Annotated in this window: 27 protein-coding genes; 11 read left to right on the top strand and 16 right to left on the bottom strand. The window is 40.6% G+C overall.

Translation table 11 applies throughout. The features are described 5' to 3' along the window. Positions 1-2: 2 nt before the first annotated feature. A complete protein-coding gene (gene trpB, locus FJ354_00170; GenBank protein MBM3905087.1) occupies positions 3-1,187 on the top strand; it encodes a tryptophan synthase subunit beta in 1,185 nt (394 codons plus the stop codon). Continuing rightward, positions 1,165-1,968: a tryptophan synthase subunit alpha gene (locus FJ354_00175; protein ID MBM3905088.1), complete on the top strand. Its 804-nt coding sequence runs from the start codon at positions 1,165-1,167 to the stop codon at positions 1,966-1,968. Before trpB ends, FJ354_00175 begins: the two co-directional genes overlap by 23 nt. Here the strand turns inward: FJ354_00175 and FJ354_00180 are convergent, their stop codons facing one another. Beyond that, positions 1,969-2,235, bottom strand: a complete 267-nt coding sequence (locus tag FJ354_00180; protein ID MBM3905089.1) for a hypothetical protein — start codon at positions 2,233-2,235, stop codon at positions 1,969-1,971. A 77-nt stretch (positions 2,236-2,312) separates the two neighbouring features. Between FJ354_00180 and FJ354_00185 the strand changes: the two genes are divergently transcribed. After that, positions 2,313-3,911, top strand: coding sequence for a CTP synthase (locus FJ354_00185; GenBank protein ID MBM3905090.1), 1,599 nt, complete (start codon positions 2,313-2,315; stop codon positions 3,909-3,911). Here the strand turns inward: FJ354_00185 and FJ354_00190 are convergent. Continuing rightward, a complete protein-coding gene (locus FJ354_00190) occupies positions 3,908-4,903 on the bottom strand; it encodes a sugar kinase (protein MBM3905091.1) in 996 nt (331 codons plus the stop codon). The genes FJ354_00185 and FJ354_00190 overlap by 4 nt on opposite strands. 33 nt (positions 4,904-4,936) lie before the next feature. Further along, the gene (locus tag FJ354_00195) at positions 4,937-5,806 is read right to left on the bottom strand and encodes a ribokinase (GenBank protein ID MBM3905092.1); all 870 of its coding nucleotides are present in this window, start codon (positions 5,804-5,806) and stop codon (positions 4,937-4,939) included. A 209-nt stretch (positions 5,807-6,015) separates the two neighbouring features. On the opposite strand from FJ354_00195, the gene FJ354_00200 reads away from it, so the two are divergent. Together FJ354_00200 and FJ354_00205 are read left to right on the top strand one after the other, a co-directional pair. Next, the gene (locus tag FJ354_00200) at positions 6,016-7,764 is read left to right on the top strand and encodes an adenylate/guanylate cyclase domain-containing protein (protein ID MBM3905093.1); all 1,749 of its coding nucleotides are present in this window, start codon (positions 6,016-6,018) and stop codon (positions 7,762-7,764) included. A gap of 40 nt (positions 7,765-7,804) precedes the next feature. After that, positions 7,805-8,092 (top strand): 30S ribosomal protein S26e, encoded by a 288-nt coding sequence (locus FJ354_00205; protein ID MBM3905094.1) that lies wholly within the window; start codon positions 7,805-7,807, stop codon positions 8,090-8,092. On the opposite strand, the gene FJ354_00210 is transcribed toward FJ354_00205, so the two are convergent. From FJ354_00210 to FJ354_00235, 6 genes are all read right to left on the bottom strand, one after another. Further along, positions 8,089-8,682, bottom strand: coding sequence for a CDP-alcohol phosphatidyltransferase family protein (locus FJ354_00210; GenBank protein MBM3905095.1), 594 nt, complete (start codon positions 8,680-8,682; stop codon positions 8,089-8,091). The genes FJ354_00205 and FJ354_00210 overlap by 4 nt on opposite strands. 22 nt (positions 8,683-8,704) lie before the next feature. After that, positions 8,705-9,571, bottom strand: a complete 867-nt coding sequence (gene speB, locus FJ354_00215; GenBank protein ID MBM3905096.1) for an agmatinase — start codon at positions 9,569-9,571, stop codon at positions 8,705-8,707. Between the two features lie 323 nt (positions 9,572-9,894). Then, complete coding sequence (locus FJ354_00220) at positions 9,895-11,775, bottom strand: threonine--tRNA ligase (GenBank protein ID MBM3905097.1); 1,881 nt, start codon at positions 11,773-11,775, stop codon at positions 9,895-9,897. A 74-nt stretch (positions 11,776-11,849) separates the two neighbouring features. Further along, positions 11,850-11,978: a hypothetical protein gene (locus tag FJ354_00225; GenBank protein ID MBM3905098.1), complete on the bottom strand. Its 129-nt coding sequence runs from the start codon at positions 11,976-11,978 to the stop codon at positions 11,850-11,852. A 325-nt stretch (positions 11,979-12,303) separates the two neighbouring features. Then, positions 12,304-12,636, bottom strand: a complete 333-nt coding sequence (locus FJ354_00230; protein ID MBM3905099.1) for a hypothetical protein — start codon at positions 12,634-12,636, stop codon at positions 12,304-12,306. Between the two features lie 101 nt (positions 12,637-12,737). Then, complete coding sequence (locus FJ354_00235) at positions 12,738-12,950, bottom strand: hypothetical protein (protein MBM3905100.1); 213 nt, start codon at positions 12,948-12,950, stop codon at positions 12,738-12,740. A 366-nt stretch (positions 12,951-13,316) separates the two neighbouring features. Between FJ354_00235 and FJ354_00240 the strand changes: the two genes are divergently transcribed. After that, positions 13,317-13,502 carry a hypothetical protein gene (locus FJ354_00240; GenBank protein MBM3905101.1) on the top strand — a complete coding sequence of 62 codons (186 nt, stop codon included), beginning with the start codon at positions 13,317-13,319 and terminating at the stop codon, positions 13,500-13,502. A 304-nt stretch (positions 13,503-13,806) separates the two neighbouring features. Next, positions 13,807-14,130: a MarR family transcriptional regulator gene (locus FJ354_00245; GenBank protein MBM3905102.1), complete on the top strand. Its 324-nt coding sequence runs from the start codon at positions 13,807-13,809 to the stop codon at positions 14,128-14,130. Here the strand turns inward: FJ354_00245 and FJ354_00250 are convergent. Continuing rightward, positions 14,122-14,502, bottom strand: coding sequence for a hypothetical protein (locus FJ354_00250; protein ID MBM3905103.1), 381 nt, complete (start codon positions 14,500-14,502; stop codon positions 14,122-14,124). The genes FJ354_00245 and FJ354_00250 overlap by 9 nt on opposite strands. A 155-nt stretch (positions 14,503-14,657) precedes the next feature. On the opposite strand from FJ354_00250, the gene FJ354_00255 reads away from it, so the two are divergent. Both FJ354_00255 and FJ354_00260 read left to right on the top strand, forming a co-directional pair. Beyond that, positions 14,658-15,056, top strand: a complete 399-nt coding sequence (locus FJ354_00255; GenBank protein ID MBM3905104.1) for a DNA-directed RNA polymerase subunit K — start codon at positions 14,658-14,660, stop codon at positions 15,054-15,056. A gap of 51 nt (positions 15,057-15,107) precedes the next feature. After that, positions 15,108-15,404, top strand: coding sequence for a DNA-binding protein (locus tag FJ354_00260; protein MBM3905105.1), 297 nt, complete (start codon positions 15,108-15,110; stop codon positions 15,402-15,404). On the opposite strand, the gene FJ354_00265 is transcribed toward FJ354_00260, so the two are convergent. Beyond that, entirely contained in the window at positions 15,401-15,817 is a 417-nt protein-coding gene (locus FJ354_00265) for a transcriptional regulator (GenBank protein ID MBM3905106.1), read from the bottom strand. The two genes, FJ354_00260 and FJ354_00265, sit on opposite strands and share 4 nt — an antisense overlap. A 134-nt stretch (positions 15,818-15,951) precedes the next feature. On the opposite strand from FJ354_00265, the gene FJ354_00270 reads away from it, so the two are divergent. Further along, the gene (locus tag FJ354_00270) at positions 15,952-16,881 is read left to right on the top strand and encodes an asparagine synthase (GenBank protein MBM3905107.1); all 930 of its coding nucleotides are present in this window, start codon (positions 15,952-15,954) and stop codon (positions 16,879-16,881) included. 367 nt (positions 16,882-17,248) lie between these two features. On the opposite strand, the gene FJ354_00275 is transcribed toward FJ354_00270, so the two are convergent. Next, entirely contained in the window at positions 17,249-19,795 is a 2,547-nt protein-coding gene (locus tag FJ354_00275; GenBank protein ID MBM3905108.1) for a DNA-directed DNA polymerase I, read from the bottom strand. A 6-nt stretch (positions 19,796-19,801) separates the two neighbouring features. Continuing rightward, positions 19,802-20,323 carry a dCMP deaminase family protein gene (locus FJ354_00280; GenBank protein MBM3905109.1) on the bottom strand — a complete coding sequence of 174 codons (522 nt, stop codon included), beginning with the start codon at positions 20,321-20,323 and terminating at the stop codon, positions 19,802-19,804. 119 nt (positions 20,324-20,442) lie between these two features. Here FJ354_00280 and FJ354_00285 point away from each other — a divergent pair, with 119 nt between their 5' ends. Further along, complete coding sequence (locus FJ354_00285; GenBank protein ID MBM3905110.1) at positions 20,443-21,945, top strand: DEAD/DEAH box helicase; 1,503 nt, start codon at positions 20,443-20,445, stop codon at positions 21,943-21,945. On the opposite strand, the gene FJ354_00290 is transcribed toward FJ354_00285, so the two are convergent. Genes FJ354_00290 through FJ354_00300 form a run of 3 tightly spaced genes read right to left on the bottom strand, consistent with a single transcriptional unit; the run spans position 21,942 to position 22,928 of the window. Further along, positions 21,942-22,220, bottom strand: a complete 279-nt coding sequence (locus FJ354_00290) for a peptidylprolyl isomerase (protein ID MBM3905111.1) — start codon at positions 22,218-22,220, stop codon at positions 21,942-21,944. The genes FJ354_00285 and FJ354_00290 overlap by 4 nt on opposite strands. Positions 22,221-22,251: 31 nt before the next feature. Continuing rightward, positions 22,252-22,647 carry a pyridoxamine 5'-phosphate oxidase family protein gene (locus FJ354_00295; GenBank protein ID MBM3905112.1) on the bottom strand — a complete coding sequence of 132 codons (396 nt, stop codon included), beginning with the start codon at positions 22,645-22,647 and terminating at the stop codon, positions 22,252-22,254. Continuing rightward, on the bottom strand, positions 22,644-22,928 hold the full coding sequence (locus FJ354_00300; GenBank protein ID MBM3905113.1) for a hypothetical protein: 285 nt from the start codon (positions 22,926-22,928) through the stop codon (positions 22,644-22,646). Before FJ354_00300 ends, FJ354_00295 begins: the two co-directional genes overlap by 4 nt. Positions 22,929-22,950 lie beyond the last annotated feature (22 nt).

A 22,950-nucleotide genomic window follows, 5' to 3' on the forward strand; every position in this document is an offset into this window, starting at 1 on the left:
AAATTAAATTCCCTAAAGACGGACGATTCGGAGAATTTGGTGGAAAATACATACCAGAAACCTTGTTTCCAGCAATCGAAGAGCTGGAGCAAAGCTATCTCAAATACAAAAACGATCCTGACTTCAAAAAAGAGTTAAACTATTACCTGACAGAATATGCAGGACGCCCAACTCCATTATACTATGCAAAAAATCTGACAGAGAAAATTGGCGGCGCTAAAATCTACCTAAAAAGAGAAGACCTGTTACACGGGGGCGCGCATAAGATCAACAATACTCTTGGTCAAGCTCTTCTTGCAAAGAGAATGAAAAAGACAAGAATAATCGCAGAAACTGGTGCTGGTCAACATGGGGTGGCTACCGCAATGGCATGTGCCGTCCTTGGACTCAAAGCTGAAGTATACATGGGCTACAAGGACACCATAAGACAAAAACAAAACGTATTTCGAATGAACATGCTTGGATGTGAAGTACATGCGGTTAAGGCAGGATCGCAGACACTAAAAGACGCAATAAACGAGGCGATTCGCGATTGGATTAAAAACGTAAAGGATACCTATTATTTGCTAGGCTCGGCAGTCGGGCCACACCCATATCCAGTAATGGTCCGCGATTTCCAATCTGTAATTGGCGAAGAGATTAAACAGCAAATCAAGGCCTTTGGGAAAAAAACTCCAGATACCGTAATTGCATGTGTAGGTGGAGGTTCAAATGCGATTGGAACGTTTTATCCACTAGTAGACACTGATACTGAAATAATCGGCGTTGAAGCTGCAGGACAAGGCCTAAAATCAAGGCGTCATTCCGCAACATTGTCTGCTGGAACAAAAGGTGTCCTACATGGCATGATGACATATTTGTTGCAGGATTCAGAAGGTCAAATCCAAGAAACTCACAGTATTTCTGCAGGGCTAGACTATCCTGGTGTAGGTCCAGAGCATTCCTATTTCAAGGACCAAAAAAGAATACAATATGTTTCTGCGACCGACAAGGAAGTAATTGATGCATTTTTGATGCTAACTAGGACTGAGGGGATTATTCCAGCACTTGAATCCGCACATGCAATAGCAGAGTCAATCAAGCTTGCTAAGAGACGATCAAAGTCAGATAGCATTGTAGTTACATTATCTGGAAGAGGAGACAAGGACGTAGAGGTGGTACAAGATTACATCGAGAATTCAAAATAAATTTGCCGAGCTAGAATCTGCTGGACAAAAGGCACTAGTCACCTATGTTATGGTTGGATATCCATCACACAAAGACACATTGTCAGCAGTTCGCGGATTAATTGAAGGCGGCGCAGACATTATAGAGTTAGGATTTCCTTTTTCAGATCCTCTAGCTGATGGTCCAGTAATCCAGCATGCAAGCAGTATATCGTTAGAAAAGGGAACTAAGATGACACAATTTTTGAGCCTAGTTCAACAAATCCGCAAGGAAAGTCAAATTCCACTAGTACTGATGACCTACACCAACATTCTGTACAATAAAGGATATGAAAAATTTTTCAAGCTGGCAAAAGAGGCAGGCCTAGATGGAATTATTACGCCAGACATGACAGTAGAAGAGTCCAAAGAATATCTTAGAGCTGCAAAAAAACACAATTTAGATACAATATTTCTGGTATCGCCAAATACCAGCAAGTCAAGGTTGCAGGAAATAGTAATGCAGACCACAGGATTTTTGTATTTGGTGGCAGTCTTTGGTACAACCGGTGTTCAAAACAAAATCCAATCTTATACGATTTCCGCACTACAAAATACCAAAAAGATCACAAAAGGTAAAGTCCCTGTAGGGATTGGATTTGGAATCTCAACACCGAGTGATATCAAATCTTATGTTAAGTATGGAGCAGACGCTGCAATTATCGGCTCGGCACTAATCAAACTTATAGAAAAGACACCTTCTGCTAAAATCCAGAGTACAATTACCAGATTTACAAGGCAGCTAAAATCAGCAACAAAATAGTTATTTCGAGTATTTTATCTTCAAGGTAAGCAATGTTACGTTTAGTGCTATTGTGCTAATGTTTGCTCCAATTATGACCCAGTCTTGTTTTATTATTCCATATCCAATCCACAAAGACAATCCAGCACATATTGTAATCATTAGCCAATATGACACATCGTTGAGGCTCTTTGTCCTATAGCCACGAATCACTTGTGGTACAAAGCTACCTGTGACTAGGATAGCCGCCACACTCCCAAGTACTGTAACCCAGACGTCCTCGATCATTCTTTGTGAGATAAATAGTGCTGATTAAAGCATATCCGCAAAAAAAGAAATAAAAATATCATTTTCCTTATCTAAATGTGCAGACAAAGTTCATTTTTGTTACTGGTGGCGTCATGTCTGGCCTAGGCAAGGGCGTAGTCACATCTTCTATTGCAAAACTGTTACAATTATCAAACCAAAGGATTTCTTGCGTCAAAATAGATCCATACCTCAACTATGACGCAGGAACAATGAATCCAGTAGCCCACGGCGAAGTATACGTCACAGATGACGGCGGCGAGTGTGATATGGATATTGGAAATTACGAGCGATTCCTAAATCAAAATCTTAAGAAAACACACAATATCACAACTGCGCAGATTTATTCAGCTGTAATAGAGGCAGAGCGCCGAGGTGAATACCTGGGTGCGTGTGTACAGATTATCCCACATATCACAGATGAAATCAAAAAGAGAATACACAAAATAGCAGACGATGAAAAGCTTGACTTTCTTGTCGTAGAGTGTGGCGGAACGGTGGGCGACATTGAATCACTCCCATTCCTAGAGGCACTGCGACAGATGAGACTAGAAGAAGGACCACAAAGCGTATTATTTGTCCATGTTACCCTGGCACCATCATTAGATGTGGTAGGCGAGCAAAAGACAAAGCCAACACAACATTCCGTTCAAGAGTTACGGCGAATCGGTATTCAGCCAGACTTTATGGCAGTTCGATGCACAGAACCACTCTTGGAATCAACAAAAAAGAAAATCTCAATGTTTACCAATGTAACGGCAAGCGATGTGTTCTCATGTCATGACGTACCATCAATATTTTCAGTTCCGCAAATTCTCTATGAACAAGGCATAGTCGATAAAATATTTACCAAGTTTGCCAAGGTGGGTATGATAAACTCGGCTGCAAATTGGGACAAGTGGAATGTCGTGGTCCAGTCAATGCAGCAAAAAGACAGCGAAATCAAAATAGCAATGGTTGGAAAATATGTCACACTGGCAGACAGCTATGTTAGTGTAAACCACGCATTAAAGCACGCAGGAGCTAAAATTGGAAAATCAGTATCCATCGACTGGATAGACTCTGAGGGGATCAACGGAAACGTCGATACGCTATCAAAATACAACGGCATCCTAGTGCCAGGAGGATTCGGAACACGCGGAGTTGAGGGAATAATAAAAACAGCAAACTTTGCGCGAGAAAAAAATATACCATATCTAGGAATCTGCTTTGGATTTCAGCTTGCCGCAGTCGCGTTTGGCAGACATGTCCTAAATTATTCCGATGCAAATTCAACAGAATTAGACCCAAACACTACCCATCCAGTTGTGGACTTGTTGCCAGAGCAAAAGACAATGTCAAATCTTGGCGGAACCCTGCGACTAGGTGCACATGATATCACAATAAAACCAAATACAATTGCATCAAAAACATACAATGCGGCTCATGTTTCAAGACGACACAGACACAGATACGAAATCAATACAAAATACCTGCAGGAATTCGAGAAAAAAGGCCTAGTCTTTTCAGCAGAATCTGATAATTCAAAGAGAATGGAAATGCTAGAGATTCCATCGCACAAATTCTATTTTGGAGTACAGTTCCACCCAGAGTTTAGCAGTAGGCCGGGCTTTCCAGAAGAGTCCTTTGAGGCCTTTGTTCGGGCTTCGGCAATCTAGGTCTTTGAAATTTCGTAGATTTTCTGCCTAGAATCCCGCATTGATATTTTCTTTTTGACATAGCCTTTATCCAACAAATGTCGCAATGCTAGGCGTACCGTTCTGTCTGGAAGTAGGGTCTTTGTCACCAGATCACGCTGTGTCATGGTGCCCTCAAACTCTAGTGTCTTAAGCAATAGCTTCGAGCTTGGAGGCATGTTAAGCAGTTCCTCTGCCAGCTTGACCTTTTTTGTTAGTGCAGAAACGGCTGTGGAGTCTTTTTTGATCTTGATTACTCGTGCTGACGACATGGATTTTGTACATTCTAGTGTGTTGTTTATTCTAAATCTGTCTACTCCATCCATTACAACCTCACAGAACAATCGGGATGAAATGTCATCTACTTCAATAATGCTGGTGTCATGGACGATGAGCGGCCTGCGGGTAGTGTCTAATGAGTTCACGGACACTATGCCAAATACTGGCGAGTCCTGAAATATCATTGGACCACCAGCAGACATTGAATATGCAGAAGAGCCAATTGGTGTGGATATAATGACACCATCGCTGGAATCATGCCAGACCTCCTCATGGTTTACGCGCAAAACATGTTCCATTAGCATGGCGCTCTTTGATGAGAACACTGCGACATCATTCAAAACAGGGTAGACAGCCTTTCCGTCAATTTTGACTCCAATTCTTGAGAATTCCGACGTTTCGTAGTCTGATTTTTTTATCCTGTTTACTATAGAGGAGAATTCCTTTAGATCAATTTGGGCAAAAAATCCGCTTGATTCAGATTCTCCAACGCCAAGGACTGGAACCGGCACATCTTGGGTCTTGTGGAAATAATTGCGAACTCCCCTGTCACCACCAGTAACAATTACACAGTCGAGGTCTTTTTGCGGTTTGTATCCTACATACCTAGATGGTAGCCCATAATCATCCAAAACGGTCTTGATTGTCTTTACGGCAATGTCTGTTGCAGTACCACCGGATATTCCTATTTGCACAGAAAATCTAAATTTTCTTGTAATAATAAAAGCTTAGACGTCCTTGAACTTCATTATATTATAGTAGTATGAGGCATTAACCTGAGTTTGGCTTCTGGTCGGAATCTTATCTAGCCCCACCTCTTTTGATTCAAGGGCAGCCTGTGCAGCGCCACCAGCAAAGCTTAGTGCCCATAATGCATCTTTTTCTTTGAGCATTGCACAGCAATATGTGGCAGTAAAAATGTCGCCAACTCCGACAGTGTCGTAAATGTCCATGTTTGGCAAAGTAATTGAATACTGTCTGTTTTTATGAAACAGTGAGACTTCGCGCTTGTTTGTATATAGCAAGTGTTCTATTTTTTTGTGCAGTATTTTTGCACCCTCAATTCCCTCGACTCCGGTTAGCTGATACACCTCATTTGGGTCTGACTTGAGAACGGTTATGCCGTCAAGATCAAGGCTTGTTCTCTCAAAGGATATCAACCCATCTGGGCCTTTTCTTCGTAAAAACCCCTGTGGATCCAATGCCACAAAATCAGAATCGGATTTTATCTTCTGCAATACTTCCACAGATATTTCATCAAATACAGGGCTGATCAGAATTCCATCTGCTTTTGTTTTGGTGTAATCAATTTTGTCACAGAGATTCTTTATCCATAATGTTCTTTCTGCGCCAGAGATGTCCAGTCTGAATCGTGTGGTATTTTTTTGGGATTGTGAGTTTTCAAACTTTATCTTGTTTTTTTGGAGATAATCTACACTGGTATAGTCAGGGCCAAACTTTGTATACAATTCCACATCAAAGCCCATGTTTTTTGCAGCCATGCCGCAATAACATGCAGGTCCGCCGGGCATGACATACAGATTTCCCCCAATGTAGATTTCATCTATTGTACAATGAGAAAAAATTCCAAGTTTCAATGTTCCCGCTCAATTCAGTTCGGATTTAGTTTTTTGCTTTTGAAAACAGTCTGGGCAGATAATCTGTCCACGCTCTATTACAATTTCCACGTTTGACTTCAGGCAGAAATGGCAGAGTCCTCGCATCTACTATAACATATCAAAACTAGCATAAATTTAAGCTAATAATCTTAGAAAAAGAGATATTCCAAAGATATCGGCCAAAGACTGTGAGAAAACTAATCCCGGTGACACTGGACAAAAAGCTGGTCTTCTTGGTCATGGCAGTTTCCTTAATTGGAATAGGCGTGACTTTTTTCATTTCATTTCATTATACCACCTTGATTTTGGGCGAGCGGGCTACAAATCAGCTAATAGGCGAAGCTGCAATCCGAGGCTCTACCGTAGAGAGTACCATGAACTCCAAAATCCAGGAAATACAGGTAATTACCACAAACCCCATGATGAGGATACTAGTCTCGGAGCTAAACCAAATTGAAGATACACGGATACTTGCAGAGGCAATTGCGCAAAAACGAATGGACTTTTTAATCGAGGTTCAAGCATATGAGGTAAGCATTGGAGGCCTAGACGACCTAGAAAATGTGGAAATCATAGGAATTGACGGAGAACGATTATTTGTACTCATCAACACGAAAAACAAAAATGACTATATGTCTGATCCAATCTTTGTTCGCGGATTAAAAGAGCCATTTACTCAAATAATTCTTGATGCAGACGGTAAGCGGAAAATTGTAACTGCGGCACCTATATTCGAAAAACCGGAAGACCAATCACCCATAGGTGTTGCAATAATCACTGCAAGCACAAAACAAATCGACAGCATATTGTTAAACAGAAAAGGCCTAGGTCAGACAGGTGAGTCATATCTTGTAAGCATGTACGGATACATGATGTCAGAATCACGATTTATTCCAAATGCGCCGTTTGTGCAAAAAGTAGACACTGAGCCACTCAAGTACTGCCTGGCAGATGGCCAGATCTATTACGGTATACACGATGACTATCGTGGCATTTCAGTCCTTGGTGCATCAAACTGCATGAAGAGTCTCGGGATGAGTATGATAGTGGAAATTGACGAAGCCGAAGTCTTTGAGCCAGTAAAAGAACTTCGAGACAAGATAATTGTCCTTGGCGTAATTATTACTGTTATAGTTGGAGTTGCCGCATATTTTCTATCAAAGCGCCTATCAAAGCCACTAATCAGGCTCAAAAATGCTGCAACCCAGGTTGCAAACGGCGACTTTAATGTCAGGACTAACATCAAAACTGACGACGAGATAGGCCAGCTTTCGCGCTCATTTGATCAGATGGCAGAGCAGATTCAGGACTCTCTTCTCAAAATTAAAGAGCGCGAGGAGGTAATCAAGCAGCAAAAAGACATACTATTACAGTTTTCCCAGTACAGCTCCAATTACTGTGTCTGCTTTGTAGACATTGTTGGTTCTACAAAACTAACATCAAAATTATCAGACATTGAGACAAGCAAGTTTTATTCTATATTTTTGAACTCAGCTGCCGGTACAATTACGCAAAACTATGGAATCGTAGTCAAAAACATCGGCGATGCATTACTGTATTATTTCCCAAAGACTGAATCTGAAGATCAGGCCCCATTTGAAGAAATGCTACATTGTTGCATGAAGCTAATCGAGGCTAGAACCACAATCAACTTGTTACTAGGCGCAGAAAACCTACCTGAGGTAAGCTATAGGATATCTGCAATGTATGGTCCAGTCAGAGTGGCAATAGTCGCAACTTCTACAATTGATGACATCTTTGGCTCCACAGTGAACAGCTGCTCGAAGATAAACTCGCTTGCAAAACCAAATACACTTGTAATCGGTGAATCACTGTATCAGAAAGTCAAAGACATCAAAGAATACAAGTTTGAGAAAATCTCAGAATATACAATAGATGCAGAAAACAAGTTTGCCGTGTATCTAGTATCGCAATAATCACATCAAGATTATAAAGAGGCACTCGGAAGGGAAAGCCATGCCATTAAAGCGTGCAAGCAGGGGACGACGAAAGGGCGGAAAAGGCTCCTCAGACCGTATCCAGTGCACAAACTGCGGCGCTACAGTTCCCAAAGACAAGGCAAAAAAAGTAACATCCAGACTAAACCTGGTTGAGGCATCGCTTGCAAAAGAACTGCGGGCACAGGGAGCATACATTGCATCGCCAAAGGTTCTCAAATGGTACTGTGTGTCATGTGCAATTCACTTTGGTATACTGAAGATTAGATCTGCCGATTCTAGAAGACAGACAGGCAAGCTATACTAGTCTTCTTTGATGTTTTTGGACGTTACGATAATTCTCTGAATGAATGTAATTCCTGCAATTACAATTACAATACCTATTGCATACGGCATCAATCCTGGAATCATGCCAATTATGGCAATCACAAGTAGTCTTTCAGCGCGCTCGCCAATCCCAATTCCCTGCAGTTTGACTCCAAGGGATTCTGCACGAGACCTTGCATAGCTTACCAATAACGATAATGTGATGGCGAGTAAGACCCAGATTGGCTCTGCAAATCCACCTACCAGCAATCCCGTAAAGATTGCAACCTCGGCAATTTTGTCAAATATTGAATCTAGGAATCCGCCCCTTTTTGTTACCTTTTTTGTATATCGGGCAACTTGTCCGTCAACCATGTCAAAAAACCCAGAAACTAAAAGCAACATCCCGCCAATTATTGTCGCAGAAAAATACGGTGAAATGTACTGGTTAAGGCCATATGCTATGGCAGACAAAAATGCAAATGCGAGGCCAACGCCTGTCCAAAAGTCAGGAGAAAGACCTGTCGCGCCAAACTTTGCGCCAATCTTTTCCAATGCAGGCCTTAGTGATTCTCTAAAATTATTAAGCAATATCGTGAAATGATTTCCGATTCTATTTAAAATTCATGGCGACCATGGTAGATAACAGCTTGGCTGCAAGCGATGCAGTAGCGCCATTGTCATATGTCGGGTTTAGCTCCACCACATCCAGAACAGAGATTTTGTTATTTTGCATTGAATATATCATCTCAAATAGTTCACGTGATGTAATTCCCACTGCCTCTGGATTTCCCACGCCGGGCGCAAATGCTGGGTCCAGCACATCCAAATCCACACTTACATAGGTTCTGTCAAATGTTGATAGTGCGTCTTTGACCATCTTTGGGCCTTTTCCATCACGGATGTCTCTGTCAGTAATGGTGCGAATTTTATTTTCTTTGAGAAAGGCAAGCTCTTCTTTTACAAAAGAACGAGCCCCAACATGTATTATCTTGTCTGCACCTTTTTTCTCCACCACTCTTCTCAGATATGACGCATGAGAGAATTCCTCCCCTGCATATCCATCTCTCAAGTCATAGTGAGCATCAAATACGATATAGCCAGTCTCCTTTGGAACATTCATGTACGTACCATAGGTTAGCGAGTGCTCTCCTCCCAGAATAATCAACAATCTGTCTTTTTTTGTAAGCTCCGCAGTGAGTTTTCCAACCATGTCGAGCATTTCTTCCACATTTGCAGTGTGCATCGAGTTTCCCAAGTCCTCTATTGCTACGCCTTCCAGGTCAACTCCCAAGTCAGGGTGGAAAATTTCTATATTGTTAAAGGCCTTACGGATTGCGTCAGGACCAAACCTGCATCCGGGCTTGTAAGAATGCGTTGAATCAAAAGGAATTCCATATACAGTAGCAACCGGAGTTTTGGCATCACCGGGACTGATAATCAGTGGGTCCTTGTTCAGATACAAGTCCAGATAGCTCATTATATTTTCAGAAAAAACACTAGAAAATATACTATGCTATGACTTTGCGGCCGACTCTTTGTATGCCTTACCACTTTTTTACTAGACTGACGAGCTTAACAGTTTTTTGACAAACTGGAACCGGTTGCTCAATCCAAGATCGCAAGCTTTGATTCCAGATCATTTGCAAAAATTACTAATAAAACAAATGTTTTGATTTTTGTTTAGATTTCTTTGGTAGCCTCTAATCCATTCATTTTTGGTATCATAATCCAAGATAATCATATTATGAGATTCACACTAGTGTTAGTTTAGTAGCCTATGTTCTTTCAAACATAAACGAATCAGACCATTATCTGCGGTCTTTTCGATAAATGTCTCGATAGGTTTAACTTTGTAAAGGGTTTGCCTTGTGTCTGCTTTTTTATCTCAGAGACAAATTCGTCGAATGATAATTCCATGACATTTCCTGTCTTTCTGTCGCGTATTGACAAGTTTGCCTTGCCCATTTCTTTTTCTCCTATTACCAATGTGTATTGAATCCATTCCGTTTCAGATTCGCGAATTCTCTTGCCCAGAGTTTCATTTCTGTCATCAATATCCACTCGAATATCGGATGAGCTTAGCCTGTCTGCTAGCTCGTCGCAATATTTGAGAAATTCGTCCTTGAGTGGAATTATTCTAACCTGTGTTGGAGTAAGCCATAATGGAAATTTCGCCTTTCTCCCCTCTTTTTGGTCCAGCGCAGCTTTTTCCAATAACGCATAGATTACTCGCTCTATAGCACCGCTCGGCGAATTATGCAGTATTATGGGGTGGTGCGGTGTGTTGGATTCATCGAAGTATCTGATTCCATAGCGAGCGCCGTTTTCCACATCTATCTGATCAGTTGATAGTGCAGATGCCTTGCCCATATTATCCACATAGTTAAATTCCCATTTTAGCACAAAATAGAAAAATCTCTCCTTCCACATTTCTACCAGGACTGGTTTTCCCAGTTTTCTAACCAGTTCCTCAATGTGGGCCTTGTTCTCATTGTAATATTCCTCTGTGAATCTAATTGCCATTTCATAATCAGAGTCGTCGATTCCAACTTCTTTGAGAACATTTCGAGACAGGTCAAATCGCTTTCGGAACTCTTCTATTGCCTGCGGAATACCAGTACAGAATGCATGACAGTCAGGCATGGTAAATGCTCGCAGTCTTCGCAGGCCAACCAGTTCTCCTGATTGTTCTCGTCTGAAGCTATATCTGGTAAGCTCGTACAGCTTCATCGGCATGTTCTTGTATGATATTTGAAAGTCACTTGCCATTAAGAACTGACCAAAGCATGCTGCAAATCTCAAAAAGAGTTGCTTACCTTCAGAGTTGATGTTGTATTGTCTTGCAGGAAATCGATTAAAGTAGCTCTCCATGCTAGGGTGGTGTGAATCATACATGATTGGCGTCTCTACTTCGAGGCCACCATATTCCTTTACCTGGTCTGTAACGAATTGCTCCAGTAAGGACTTGATTAGTCTGCCGTTTGGATAAAACCTCATATTGCCCGAGTCAGATGCCGGCTCATAGTCCGCTATTGCCATTTTCTTCATAAGTTTGACGTGTGGTGGCGGCTCGTCTACTGCCCTTTTTTTGGCAGCCTCGTATTTTGCCAGGATTTCGAGTTTTTCATGTTTTGCAAAGTTAAACTTGTCAACCTCTGCCATTGTGCCGTCTGGCGATAAAATATACCAAAATGATTTAATTTTAGATTCTGATTTTAGTGCCTCCGATGCCTGACCTTCATCATCATGTGAATTTCCATTATCACGTGGTGTGGCATCCTTGGAAAAAACCTTGGAGCTCTCTGCCAATGGGTGTCCCTTTACTTTTACATTGTATGATTTTGTCCAGCCAAACGGGGCGTGCGACACTTCTAAATCAGATGCAAGGGACTCCATTTCTTTTAGTAATGATAGTGCGATATTTGGTGCTGCCAAATTTGACGATAGATGTGCATATGGGTATAGTAGTAATTTTTTACAGCCAACTTTGCCCATGCTGGTCTTTATTTCAGATATTGCCTTTTGCGCAATTTCGGAATCATCTCCGTGTTCTATTGCCAGAAATACCACAACAATCTCTTCTAGTCTTTTTGGCTCCGGTATGATTTCTTCTGCCGTTTTTATCTCTTTTTTAATAGGATTGTATTCTATACTGTCGCAGTGCAGTTGTAGTATTCGCACAATTTGAAGAACATTACGTTATTGACTTAAGTGTTACGACAAGAAACAAAGTATTGCGATCAATTTTACTGCCATTATTGTGCATCTGCTTTGTGCAATACCGGATTGGAAACTATTCCAAGAAACATCTCTTTTTCTGCCCCTCTACCGCGCGAGCCGATCACTACAATTGCATAGTCGCCGGGGTTTGACAGCTCGGTAATCTTTTCCGCAGTATTGCCTGAATCTGTCTTTGGCTTGAAATAACACTAGACCTTGCCTCCAAGTTTGACACCTCTGAGAACACTTGATCTGCAAAAAGATTTCTTTTCTTCTCTGTTGTGGATTGAGTCGTTACCTCTTTTGGATGTATTTCACAACTTACAGCCCAGTTATTGTATCACCTGTTGGCCGTGATTTTATTCTGAGGGCACGAAGCGAGTTAGCAGAGCCATCTAGGGGGGCGGAATTTTTTGTATTTTGTCTATTACTTATTGTACTATAGTTTTTTGATTAATTATAAATTCGACAATTATCAAAGCTGAACATTTAACTTTTAGACTGTAGTGCAATCACAGAGCGAAGTATTATGCTGGATAGTCCAAGATTATTCATCAAAAAGTTGGCAGCACGGTTCAATGTGTTTTCTCCCCTATATCCCTCATCGTAGATCATCTCCACGTCCCCTTGATCCGTTTCCACAAGTGAGGTTATCAGAGAATAGTCGCCTAGATTTGTGTCATTTTTTTCCACAAATAGGCGCAATGAAATTTTTTTTATCATAAATCCTTGCTCTTTAAAATTTCCGGAATCTACCAATACAACTACATCATCCGGATCCCGGTTTACTCTGTTTGGATTTGTCATGTCTATGATTTTCATAGTATCATACACATCACAGTAATCATTATAATATTATTGAAATCGAAATCCACCGTATGTCATGAAGTCAGAATAAACAAAACAGATTAAAATTTAAAAAACTAGAATCTATCGAATCTAGCTCGCTCCAGATCTCGGTCATCTTTGGTTTCCTTCTTCCATTCTTTATAGTGCTCCTTGCACAAAATTGCCTTTTTTGTAGATGTGTTGAGTCGCAGTCCAGCATTTTCCACCTTGGATGAGTTCAAAGAGCGAGTCCCATCGTTGGAGCATCCAGTGACGTTACATTTTGCGCCTTTAGATACAATTCCCATAGGTCTTCTTGGGATTGATATTATTTATAGTTGGACTTGATAATTGCCTGAAACAAAATAACTGGTAGTTAAAATTTCCTCAATACCCATTCATAGTAAGAGTGACATGATGTGGAAGAATCTACTTCCTTTTTACTAAATTTTGCATTTAGTGTGTGGACACTCAACAGAAGCTTAGTTTGGAAGTATTGTCAAGTTAGACCATCAATTTCTAGAGCGAGAAAACACATTGAGAGTAATTTGTACAACTTTTGTAATTTTACAACTGATTGACTATTAATTATCTAAAAATTTTGTTCGTCGAGCTTACCTAGCTAGTACAAAATCAATTAGATCCGTTTTATCGCTAGATTCCAGCCTCAATTAATGCGCAAGATTACAATCATGCTCAACGACCAAGACTATTTTGATTTTCTTGCCGAATGTGTAGAGCACGGAAAAGGCTCCGTGGATGAGCTAATCTATGAGATTATCAACTATTATCTGATTGTTCACAGAAGACGATTTAGGCCGAACTTTAGAAAATCCCAGATAAAGAGGCTCTCAGAATGAAGCCCAAGGATGCAAGGCACATTCTGGAACAATTCAGAAATACCGACCCAATGCTAGCTAGAAAAATCTATGACCAGTTATTGAGGTATCAAAGCTTGGATGATTTACTAGAGGATGCATATGAGGGAATGCATGAAGAATCTAGGAAGCAAAAAACCTTGACTTTTGGTTGATGCACCATCTAGCAATTACAACTTTGCTAGTTATGTAATGATGTAGTAAGACTGTTTGTTTTTTTGTAAGGATAACGTTTTTGCAATCATGCGCTCTATCGTTTATAAATGGAGGATTTTTCACAAGTCACATGGGCGGAGCAAAGAAAAAGGGTGCAGCAGCCATGGTAAAATCACAAGATGACTCCAAGGCAAAAGAATCTGGAGGCAGAAAGGACAAGAAAGACAGAAAGGGAGAAAAGACAGAAAGAAAAGCCGAAATTTCAGTTATTCTAGCCGAAGACCAAGCACTCAAGCTCATAAAATCAAACAATTATCTTACTATCCAAGAATTAGCAAAACAAACTGGAGTCAAGATATCAGCTGCAAATGCATGTCTTGTCGGCTTGCTCAAAAAAGGCGCAGTAAAGCGAGCAGGCGGATTTTCAGGGCACTGGATTTACCAATCAGCCTAGATACAGCGAAATCACATCGCCAGACTTTACATCCTTAAGCGCATCGACATTTGCAAGAATTTTTCCAATTGGTGTTAGTGACTTTGACGTGATAACATCAGACACAAACAAACAGATGCTAGAGCCAGATGGTGTAAACGCAATGTCGCCTTTTTTGAATTCCTTTTTCTGTCGCTCTATTCCAGAATTTACCTTTGTTTCAAAATAGACAATGTTTTGGCCCATAAAGTGCGCATTACCATCAAGCGGCAGGGATCTCATGATAATTCCAACTGTTTTTGGGGAGAGGTGTCTTTTCAGCTCGCAGTCTAGCTTTGATTTGCCCTTGATCTCTAGAATTAACCTAGTTGTCGACACGGTACCTGCGCTCATTACATCAGATTGCGCGAATTGGAATATATAACCGCATTAGGGAGTTTTTTCACTTGTCTGATCCTGAAGAAGTTGAGATTGAAGCTCCAGAGGAAATAGAGGGAGAGCCTGAATTTGCCAGACCAGTTGGTGAAGAGGCGGCAGAAGACACCACGATGGAGGATGCCGTCAATGCATACAAGAAGATTTTCGAAACTAAAGAGCTTACAGATGACGAGCGAGTAGAACTGGACAAAAAAATCAAGGCAATGGAAACTCGGGAAATTATCGACATGGACCCAGTCCACGAGGTAATAGAAATCCCGCTTTCAGGTAAAGGCAAATTAGCAATCGGACCACCAAATCTCACTAGATTTGAAAAGGCGAGAATTTTGGGCGCACGCGCATTACAGTTATCACAAGGAGCACCGCCATTTATCGGGATTCCAACAGACGCCAGAACCTCACTGGACATAGCACTAAAAGAGCTTGACGATTACGCAATACCAATTGTCATTAAAAGAAGATTGCCAAACGGGGATTACCAAAACATCCCAATTGATTATTTTAACTAGTGGATGAATCGTCGACAAAACTTAATAGAATTAATTTTTGGAAAAGACTGAATGATTAGTATGGAAGAAACAAAACAGATCGCACAACAACCCCCATACACATATTTTGTAAGAAACGATCCAATAATGCCATCCGCATTAGATGTCTTTACCATCATAAATAAACATGGCAAAGCCGTCTTACTTGCAAAAGGTCTCAACATACCGGCAGCAGTAGCAATTGCAAATATCATAGTGGAAAAAATGCTTCACAATTCGTGCAAGCTAGACCACATCAAGTTAGACTCTGAGAATGAGTTTGGCAAAAGAATGCTATCTACAATAGAGATTTCTATTTCAAAGAACTAGTATACAGAGCCTGGGCCCTTTAGCAACATGTTTTCGCATTCCTTGCAGATTGCCTCATCAATGTTGGATTCAAGTTTGTGGTGAATCTCACAAATCAAAAGACTGGATTTGATGTAATTACAAAGACTGATGAATTTTGCCAAGCTAGATGGGGTGTATGCCATGTCTGATGATAGTCGGTCTGAGAGTTCGTTTATCATCTCAGATACTTGTTTGTCTGAGACGAGTTTCTCGATAAGTTTTGGATCACCGCGCGTTCCTCGAATGTAGTTGCTTATTGCAGCCTGTGTTACTCCGAGCATTTTTGATATCTCGTCTTCTCGAACTTTGTGGTCTTCAGCAAGCTTTTTTGCCAATATCGCACGAAGCGCTGGAATCAACGTCTTTGATTCTATTTCGGCAGGAAGTAACATTATGCAAAAGTCCTAGGTTAATCTATTTAAAGTTAACAATGAATTTTACAAAATTTCTAATCAACAAATGTTGAATCAAAACTAGCTTCAGCTAATCGCAAAAACCTTAATTGATTTTTTTACGCACCAACACAATGCAAAAGATTTTTGAGCTCTTATGGAATGCAGCAAATTCCTGTACAGCAAAACACTTGGCACTATCTGGCGGATTGGACAGCACAATACTTGCATATCTTCTCAAGGAAAAAAAACAAGACTGTCTTGTAATAATATCAAAGGATCACATTGCACATGATCTGACATATTCCCAGATGGCGGCAAAACAGTTTGGACTAACATTATCCATACACACCTATGATATCTCGCAGATCCTAGACGCAGTAGAGCAGACAATCAAGATTCTTGGTAATTTCAACGATATTGAAATAAGAAATAACATAGTTCCATATCTGGCAATATCTGAGGTGAAAAAACTTGGATTTGACAAAATAATAACAGGCGATGGTGCCGATGAGCTCTTTGCAGGGTATAATTTTCTAATATCAAAGTCAGACGATGAACTAAAAAAAGATCTGGCAAGAATTGTAAAAATTATGCATTTCCCATCACAAAAAATAGGCAAAGAACTTGGTGTTACAGTCGAGTCGCCGTTTTGCCATGCCGACATAGTGGAATTTGCAAGGGAACTTTTGCCAGACGAGCTCGTAGGGAGTCATAATGGCAAAAAATATGGCAAATTTATCCTAAGAAAGACCTTTGAAGGTTTAATTCCAAATAACATAGCATGGCGCCAAAAATCCCCCATGCAGGAAGGTTCTGGGACTCAAGGGCTAACAGAATTCTTTGATGGTGTAATTCCAGATGATACGTTCTTTGAAAAGGCAAAAAAAATCAAGCTAAGTGATAATGTAATCATTAGAAGCAAGGAATCCATGCATTACTACGAAATTTTCAAAAAATATCACACCTTAAAGCAATCTTTTGATAATTTTTGCCCAGACTGCCATTATAAGATTGAGGAAAACTCTAGATTCTGCAGAATGTGCGGTAGATTTCCAGTATAGTTATTCCTAGATTTTGTAATCTTCTGACTTTTTTGGCTTGTGCAATAACTCAAAGACACGTCCGGAGAGTCCATCAAATGACAAACCGTTTTGGTTTTGATGACATATACTACTCTTACATCATACCCAATAATCTTGACTGCCTAATTGTCAGTCTTTCGATCGACTGTGATGAGCAAAAGAAGTTTTGTGAGTACGCAAAAACGACTGCTCCGTCAATGGAGCTACGCCACTAGCAATAGTGTAGTGATGACTAGAGTTACTCTGCGTAAACGTAGTCGATTGTTATCGTATGTATTCATTACATATTATTCAGCAGAGTGCTGTTAAGTTGAGTGTTGTGCGAAATCACAACAGTTGGATATATCTAATTCCAGAAAAACTGATCCAGGCCGGTTTGTTTTGGTTTTCCAACCATGCTATCAAAATCCAAATCCATCGATGATGTGATTTGATCTAGTGTAGATTCCATAAATTCCATATATTTTTCAGAATCAATCTCGTCTGGGCGGGCCATTTCTACGGGTTTTACTCCTGGTTTGTTGAGTATTTTCACATAGGATATGATGTCGCCACGCTTTATCTCACGTTGTTGTTCTAGCAGTTTGGCTGCACGGATATGTTGAGGAATTGTTTTGTCATATTCTGATGGTGCCTTGCTTATCATGACGTTAAATGCCAATTCTGGAATTGGGATCTTTCTTTCCTTGACTCTAATGGCGCATGAAGAGATTTTCTCCTTGATCTCTTTTTTTGCCGCCTCGAAATCTTGGGCGGTTTGGACTTTGGATAGAGTGTCTATCACCTCAAAGAACAGATTTCTAATAAACGGGGGCGTGTGTGATTTTTTGCCGGTTAGTCCCTTGACATCTACTTTTCCTTCCCCCGTAACCCCAAGATAGTTTTTCTTTCTGCCGCTTAGTACAACATAGCGATATTCCTTGTCAATTTCCAAGTCGACACCTTGTTCTATTTTGGTGTCAGCTATTACCTGATGGATTTGTTCGGTAGTTGGATTTTTTACAAATAAGGAATCAGTATCACCGTACAAAACCTCAATTCCATTTGCCTGACATTTTTTGATTGTCTCCATGATAATATAGCGCCCAACTGCTGTAGTCGCTTCAGCTGCAGGAAGAAAATACAGAGGAAAAATATCTGCACCCATTACCCCATAGCTGGCATTAAGAATTACCTTGAGTGCTTGACTGACTACGGTGTATTGCTCTTTTTGCTCTAATGTCTTTGCTTTTTTTGCCAAAGACTTGTAATAGTTTACGCGTAGATCCCGAAGAGAGCCAATTAGCATTGATGTCAAGCCGTTGTATTTTGTGCAGACCCAATGATTTGTATCTGGGATTTTATTTGTTTTACATTCTTCATGCATACATCGAACCGTCTCATATGATAGATTTCTGACCTTGATAATACTAGGATACAGGCTGGCAAAGTCCATTACTGTTACATTAAAGTGAATTCCTTCTGTTGGCTCCACTACTAGGCCACCGCGATATTTTTTGTCCTTGATTATTGCATCATTCATTACTCCTTGAGATTTTGCATCCAGTTCTTCTCGCCTTGGAATGAGCGCATTTCTTTGCCTGTGTTCATAATACAGCAAGCTTCGAATCCACTGCGACACGCCCATTCTCGCGATATCATCAATTGGCATTCTTGCTATTCTGGATATTACGACTAGCAAATTCATCAACAAATCATTGTTAAAGCTGGTAAGCTTGTACGTGATTCTAGCATCATTGTAGCAATAACTAGCAAGCTGATAGTTTGTGAGTTGGTCCAGTTCCAACCCATAATCGAGCTTGGATTCATTGAGCAGTGCCAATGAGACGCTGTTTAGTGAAAAATCAGTATACTTGTGCGAAAACGCATAGATCTGAAAGGATCTGTTAGACATAGTCCTATACAAGTCAATGTGTACTCCGTGCTTTAGTGTGGCCGAGTCGCGCATCATGTATAGTGGGTTTTCAGAGTTTTTGATTCCAAGTCTTTCTGCGCGATTATACAAATACGGCATGTCAAATTCATCACCGTTGTATGTAATAACAAACGGATAATCCAAAATTATCTTGAATGCATCTTCAATCATATTTTTTTCTTCATTTTGTGCGTAAAATGTCGCCTTGACCCCTTCAGGGAGATCGTTTTTGCCATCATTGGAGCCGTCCTTGCGCAAAACAAAGATCTGTTTTAGTCCGTCTGTTCCCTCAAATCCAATTGCTGTGACTCGCTTTTCTGCTATTTTCGGGTCTGGAATTCTTCCAATCTCAGATTCTACCTCAATGTCAAAGCTGAGTCGCTTTATTTTCGGTATTGGCTGGTTGAGAAGCTCCGCCCACTGTGAAATGTATTCTTGGAATTCCTTTGTGTTTACAATTCCTTTTGCAGTGTTTACATCCAGTAAAAGGCTCTTCATAGCTAGCGCGACATCTTCTGTCACCTCAAAGTCATGCGGAACTATCTTGCCTTCCTTTATTTCATAAAATTTGCCAACTATGAGGCTTCTATCGTACAGATAGTTCTCATAATATTTGATGTCAGATTCCCATGTTTCTATGATGTTTCGAATGCTCTTGTCTGTCTGGGTTCCACCTATTGTCAGGGGATCAGTTACTATGATTTTTGATACTTCGGATTCCTTGTCCTTGAGAAAGTCTCTTCTTTTAACAGATTCTATCTTTATGATGTCTTTTCTGTTTTTAAGAAATGATAACTCGTCAGGATGTAATTTGGAGTAACAATATGGTTTATGGCCAATTTCATCTGCCCATAAAATCACTTTTTCTGATTGTGGATTATAAAATTTCAGAATTGCTGCTTGTTTTTGGCTGTCATATGTTGCTGAGACCAAAAGTGATGGACCAAGTGTTTTTAGCGTTTGTTCTTGTGCTTGCATTATACATTACCGCTTTGGCTCATCTAGTAGCATGTATGCCCAGCGCTGAACCTTCTTTTTGTCTAGCCTTATGATTTCAATTCCCGCCTCCCTCATTAGGTCATAGTCGGCTTCAGGGTACGTATCCAAGCAAATTATTTTTTTGATGCCTATTGTGATTGCCATTTTAGAGCACTCTAGGCATGGAACAAATGTCGTGTAGAGTATGGCGTCCTTCGTTCCTGCCTCTATTCCCATTATGGCACAATGCATTATCGCATTTGCCTCTGCGTGGTTACACAGACACCTATCAAGTGATGCACCGGATTCAATTTTGCCCTCCATTCTAAGCTGACATCGATTGCATCCACCCTCAAAACAATTCTTTACACCGGGAGGTGTTCCGTTGTATCCTGTTGCTATCTGACGATTATTTCTAACAATTACTGCGCCAACTTGACGTGTCATGCAATTGGATCGAAGCTTGGCAAGCTCTGCTTGAAGCATAAAGTATTCATCCCAACTAGGGCGCTCAAAGCTTGCACACATGAATCGTAGTACGATAATTCAATATTTAGGGTGATCCATTGTTTAATTCAGAATTAACCTATGGATTGCATTTAGTGACTCGAAACTATAAAATTCAAAGATCGTAAAATTACTGCTGATTGACAGAATACATTACTCATAAATTCATCAAGCCAAACCAAGTCGAGTCCCGCGAATACCAGGTCTCGTTGGCAAATCAGGCAAAATTGGAGAACTGTTTGGTCGTATTGCCCACGGGCCTTGGCAAAACTACAGTAGCATTGCTAGTAATAGCAGATTATCTATCTCGCGGTACTGGCGGAGTTTTGTTTTTGGCACCAACCAGAGTTTTAACAAACCAGCACTATGAATTTCTAAAAAATAATTTGAATCTGGAAGACATCGGGTTGTTGACAGGCGAAGATACAATAACAAAACGAAAGAAATCTTGGGCAAACTCTGTCATTTGTGCCACGCCGGAGATTACAAAAAATGATCTGGACCGAGAAATAGTATCACTAGACCAATTTTCTTTGGTAATATTTGATGAGGCGCATCGCACCGTAGGAGATTATGCTTATTCGGGCATAGCGCATAGATTTGCGGGCAAAAATGTGCGTATTATGGGCATGACTGCCACTCTCCCTGCTGAAAAAGACAAGGCAACGGAAATTATCACAACATTGCGAATTGCAAGTGTTGCACAAAAAACAGAAGACAGTCCAGATGTTGCTCCATACATACAGAAAACAAACACAAACTGGGTCAAAGTTGACCTACCTCACGAAATGAAAGAAATCCAGTTCTATCTGAGAAAAGCTTTGGAAGTACGGCACCATGAACTAACAAAATGTGGATTGCGGCTGTCTGATAATGTTTCATTGTCGCAATTATTGAGAGCCAGAGATTTTGTATTACGACAGAACAGGCGAGCAGCAAAACCACTATTCACTGCAATACGACTGCACTATGCTCTGAATATTTTGGAATCTCATGGAGTGACGTCATTTTTGAGATTCTGTGACAGAACACGAGAAAAAAAAGGAGTAGGAATAAAAGATCTTTTTGAGAGTGATTCTAACTTTATTCGTGCATTGGCACATGCGAAGGACGCACAGGAAAAAGGAATAGAGCACAGCAAAATTGTCAAGCTTGCTGAAATTATCAAAGGTTTGTCAGGCCGCGCAATTGTGTTCACAAGCTACCGAGATTCTGTGGAAATCATACATGACAAATTGGTGGATCTTGGAGTGTCTGCCGGATTTTTAATTGGTAAAGCTGGCGAGACAGGCCTCAAACAAAAACAACAGGTAGAAACGGTGCAAAAATTCCGAGACGGAAAATATCAGGTACTAATTGCAACTCGTGTGGGCGAAGAAGGCCTTGATATTTCAGAGGTAAATGATGTTATCTTCTTTGATAATGTTCCAAGCTCGATTAGATTTGTGCAAAGAAAGGGTCGAACTGGAAGAAAATCCGCAGGAAATCTGACAGTCTTAATTGCCAACGGGACAATAGACGAGACATATTACTGGGTTGGGCAGCGAAAGATGAAATCAGCTCAAACCATGGGCGAGCGACTCACAAAAGACTTACAGAAACAGTCAGAAAACGCACCTGCAGGTCTTGACGCATACTTTTAGGCAAATCGTTTGATTATATGGTAGCCAAACTCTGTCTTTATGGGTTCTGATATCTGACCCACCGCCAGTGCAAATGCAGCTGCCTCAAATGGCTTTACCATCCTTCCGCGTCCAAAGTAACCAAGATCTCCCCCTCGCTTTCCACATCCTGTATCTAGCGAGAGTTCTTTTGCCAAGTCTGCGAATTTTTCTCCCTTTTTTAGTCGTTCTAGTATGGCAAGTGCTTGACTTTGCTTTTCAACCAAAATGTGTGAGCACTTTATCTTGTCTGCCATAATACAATCTCATAATCGGGATTGAAAAATCTTATGATAGGCCCCAAGAGGTCTCAGTAGTTGGTATTAGCTTCAAAAACGGAGCCTCGTCCTCTTTCCACGGTTCACGTCGAACCCACTCAAATTTATTAAAAAATTTTTCATATATTTTTTTAAATTCTGGGCCATGTTCTATGATTTTGACTTTTCCTTGTGCCAGAACCGCCTTGTGTCCTCCTGGCTTGTAGATGTCAATCGATATTGCTGCCTTTGGGTTTTTTGCAACATTCTTGTATGTTCGTGTTTTATAGTCTGTTGCAAGATAAAATGAATCATCATGAAAAATAAATGACACTGGCTTGACGTGAGGAGTTGTTCCGTTTACGGTTGCAAATCTTGCCTCTTCGATTGTTTGTAGGAATTTTTTTTCTTTGGGTGAAAAATTCAACTATAGATCCTCTCGCGGATTTGTGGGATTTTAGAATAAACTATGTTGCGCACCTTGATTTGGTCCTCATCTGAGGGCATGCCGTTTCTCATGGCAGCGATAGCCGCGCTTGCCATGCCTAGAGACATGCCAATTATTACTCCAAATACAAATTCACGTACGTTTTCTACGTGCAGTTCTGCCTTGTTTTGCTCTATATCCTGTAAATAGATCGGTATTGCCGAAAGTGTCCCATCCAAGATTTGATTGATCAGCTCTTCGAGTTGCTGCTCTTCGCTCATGCCTTTTGTTGGAATATGATTG

Source organism: Nitrososphaerota archaeon, from assembly GCA_016872055.1.
Classification (GTDB): domain Archaea; phylum Thermoproteota; class Nitrososphaeria; order Nitrososphaerales; family Nitrosopumilaceae; genus Nitrosotenuis.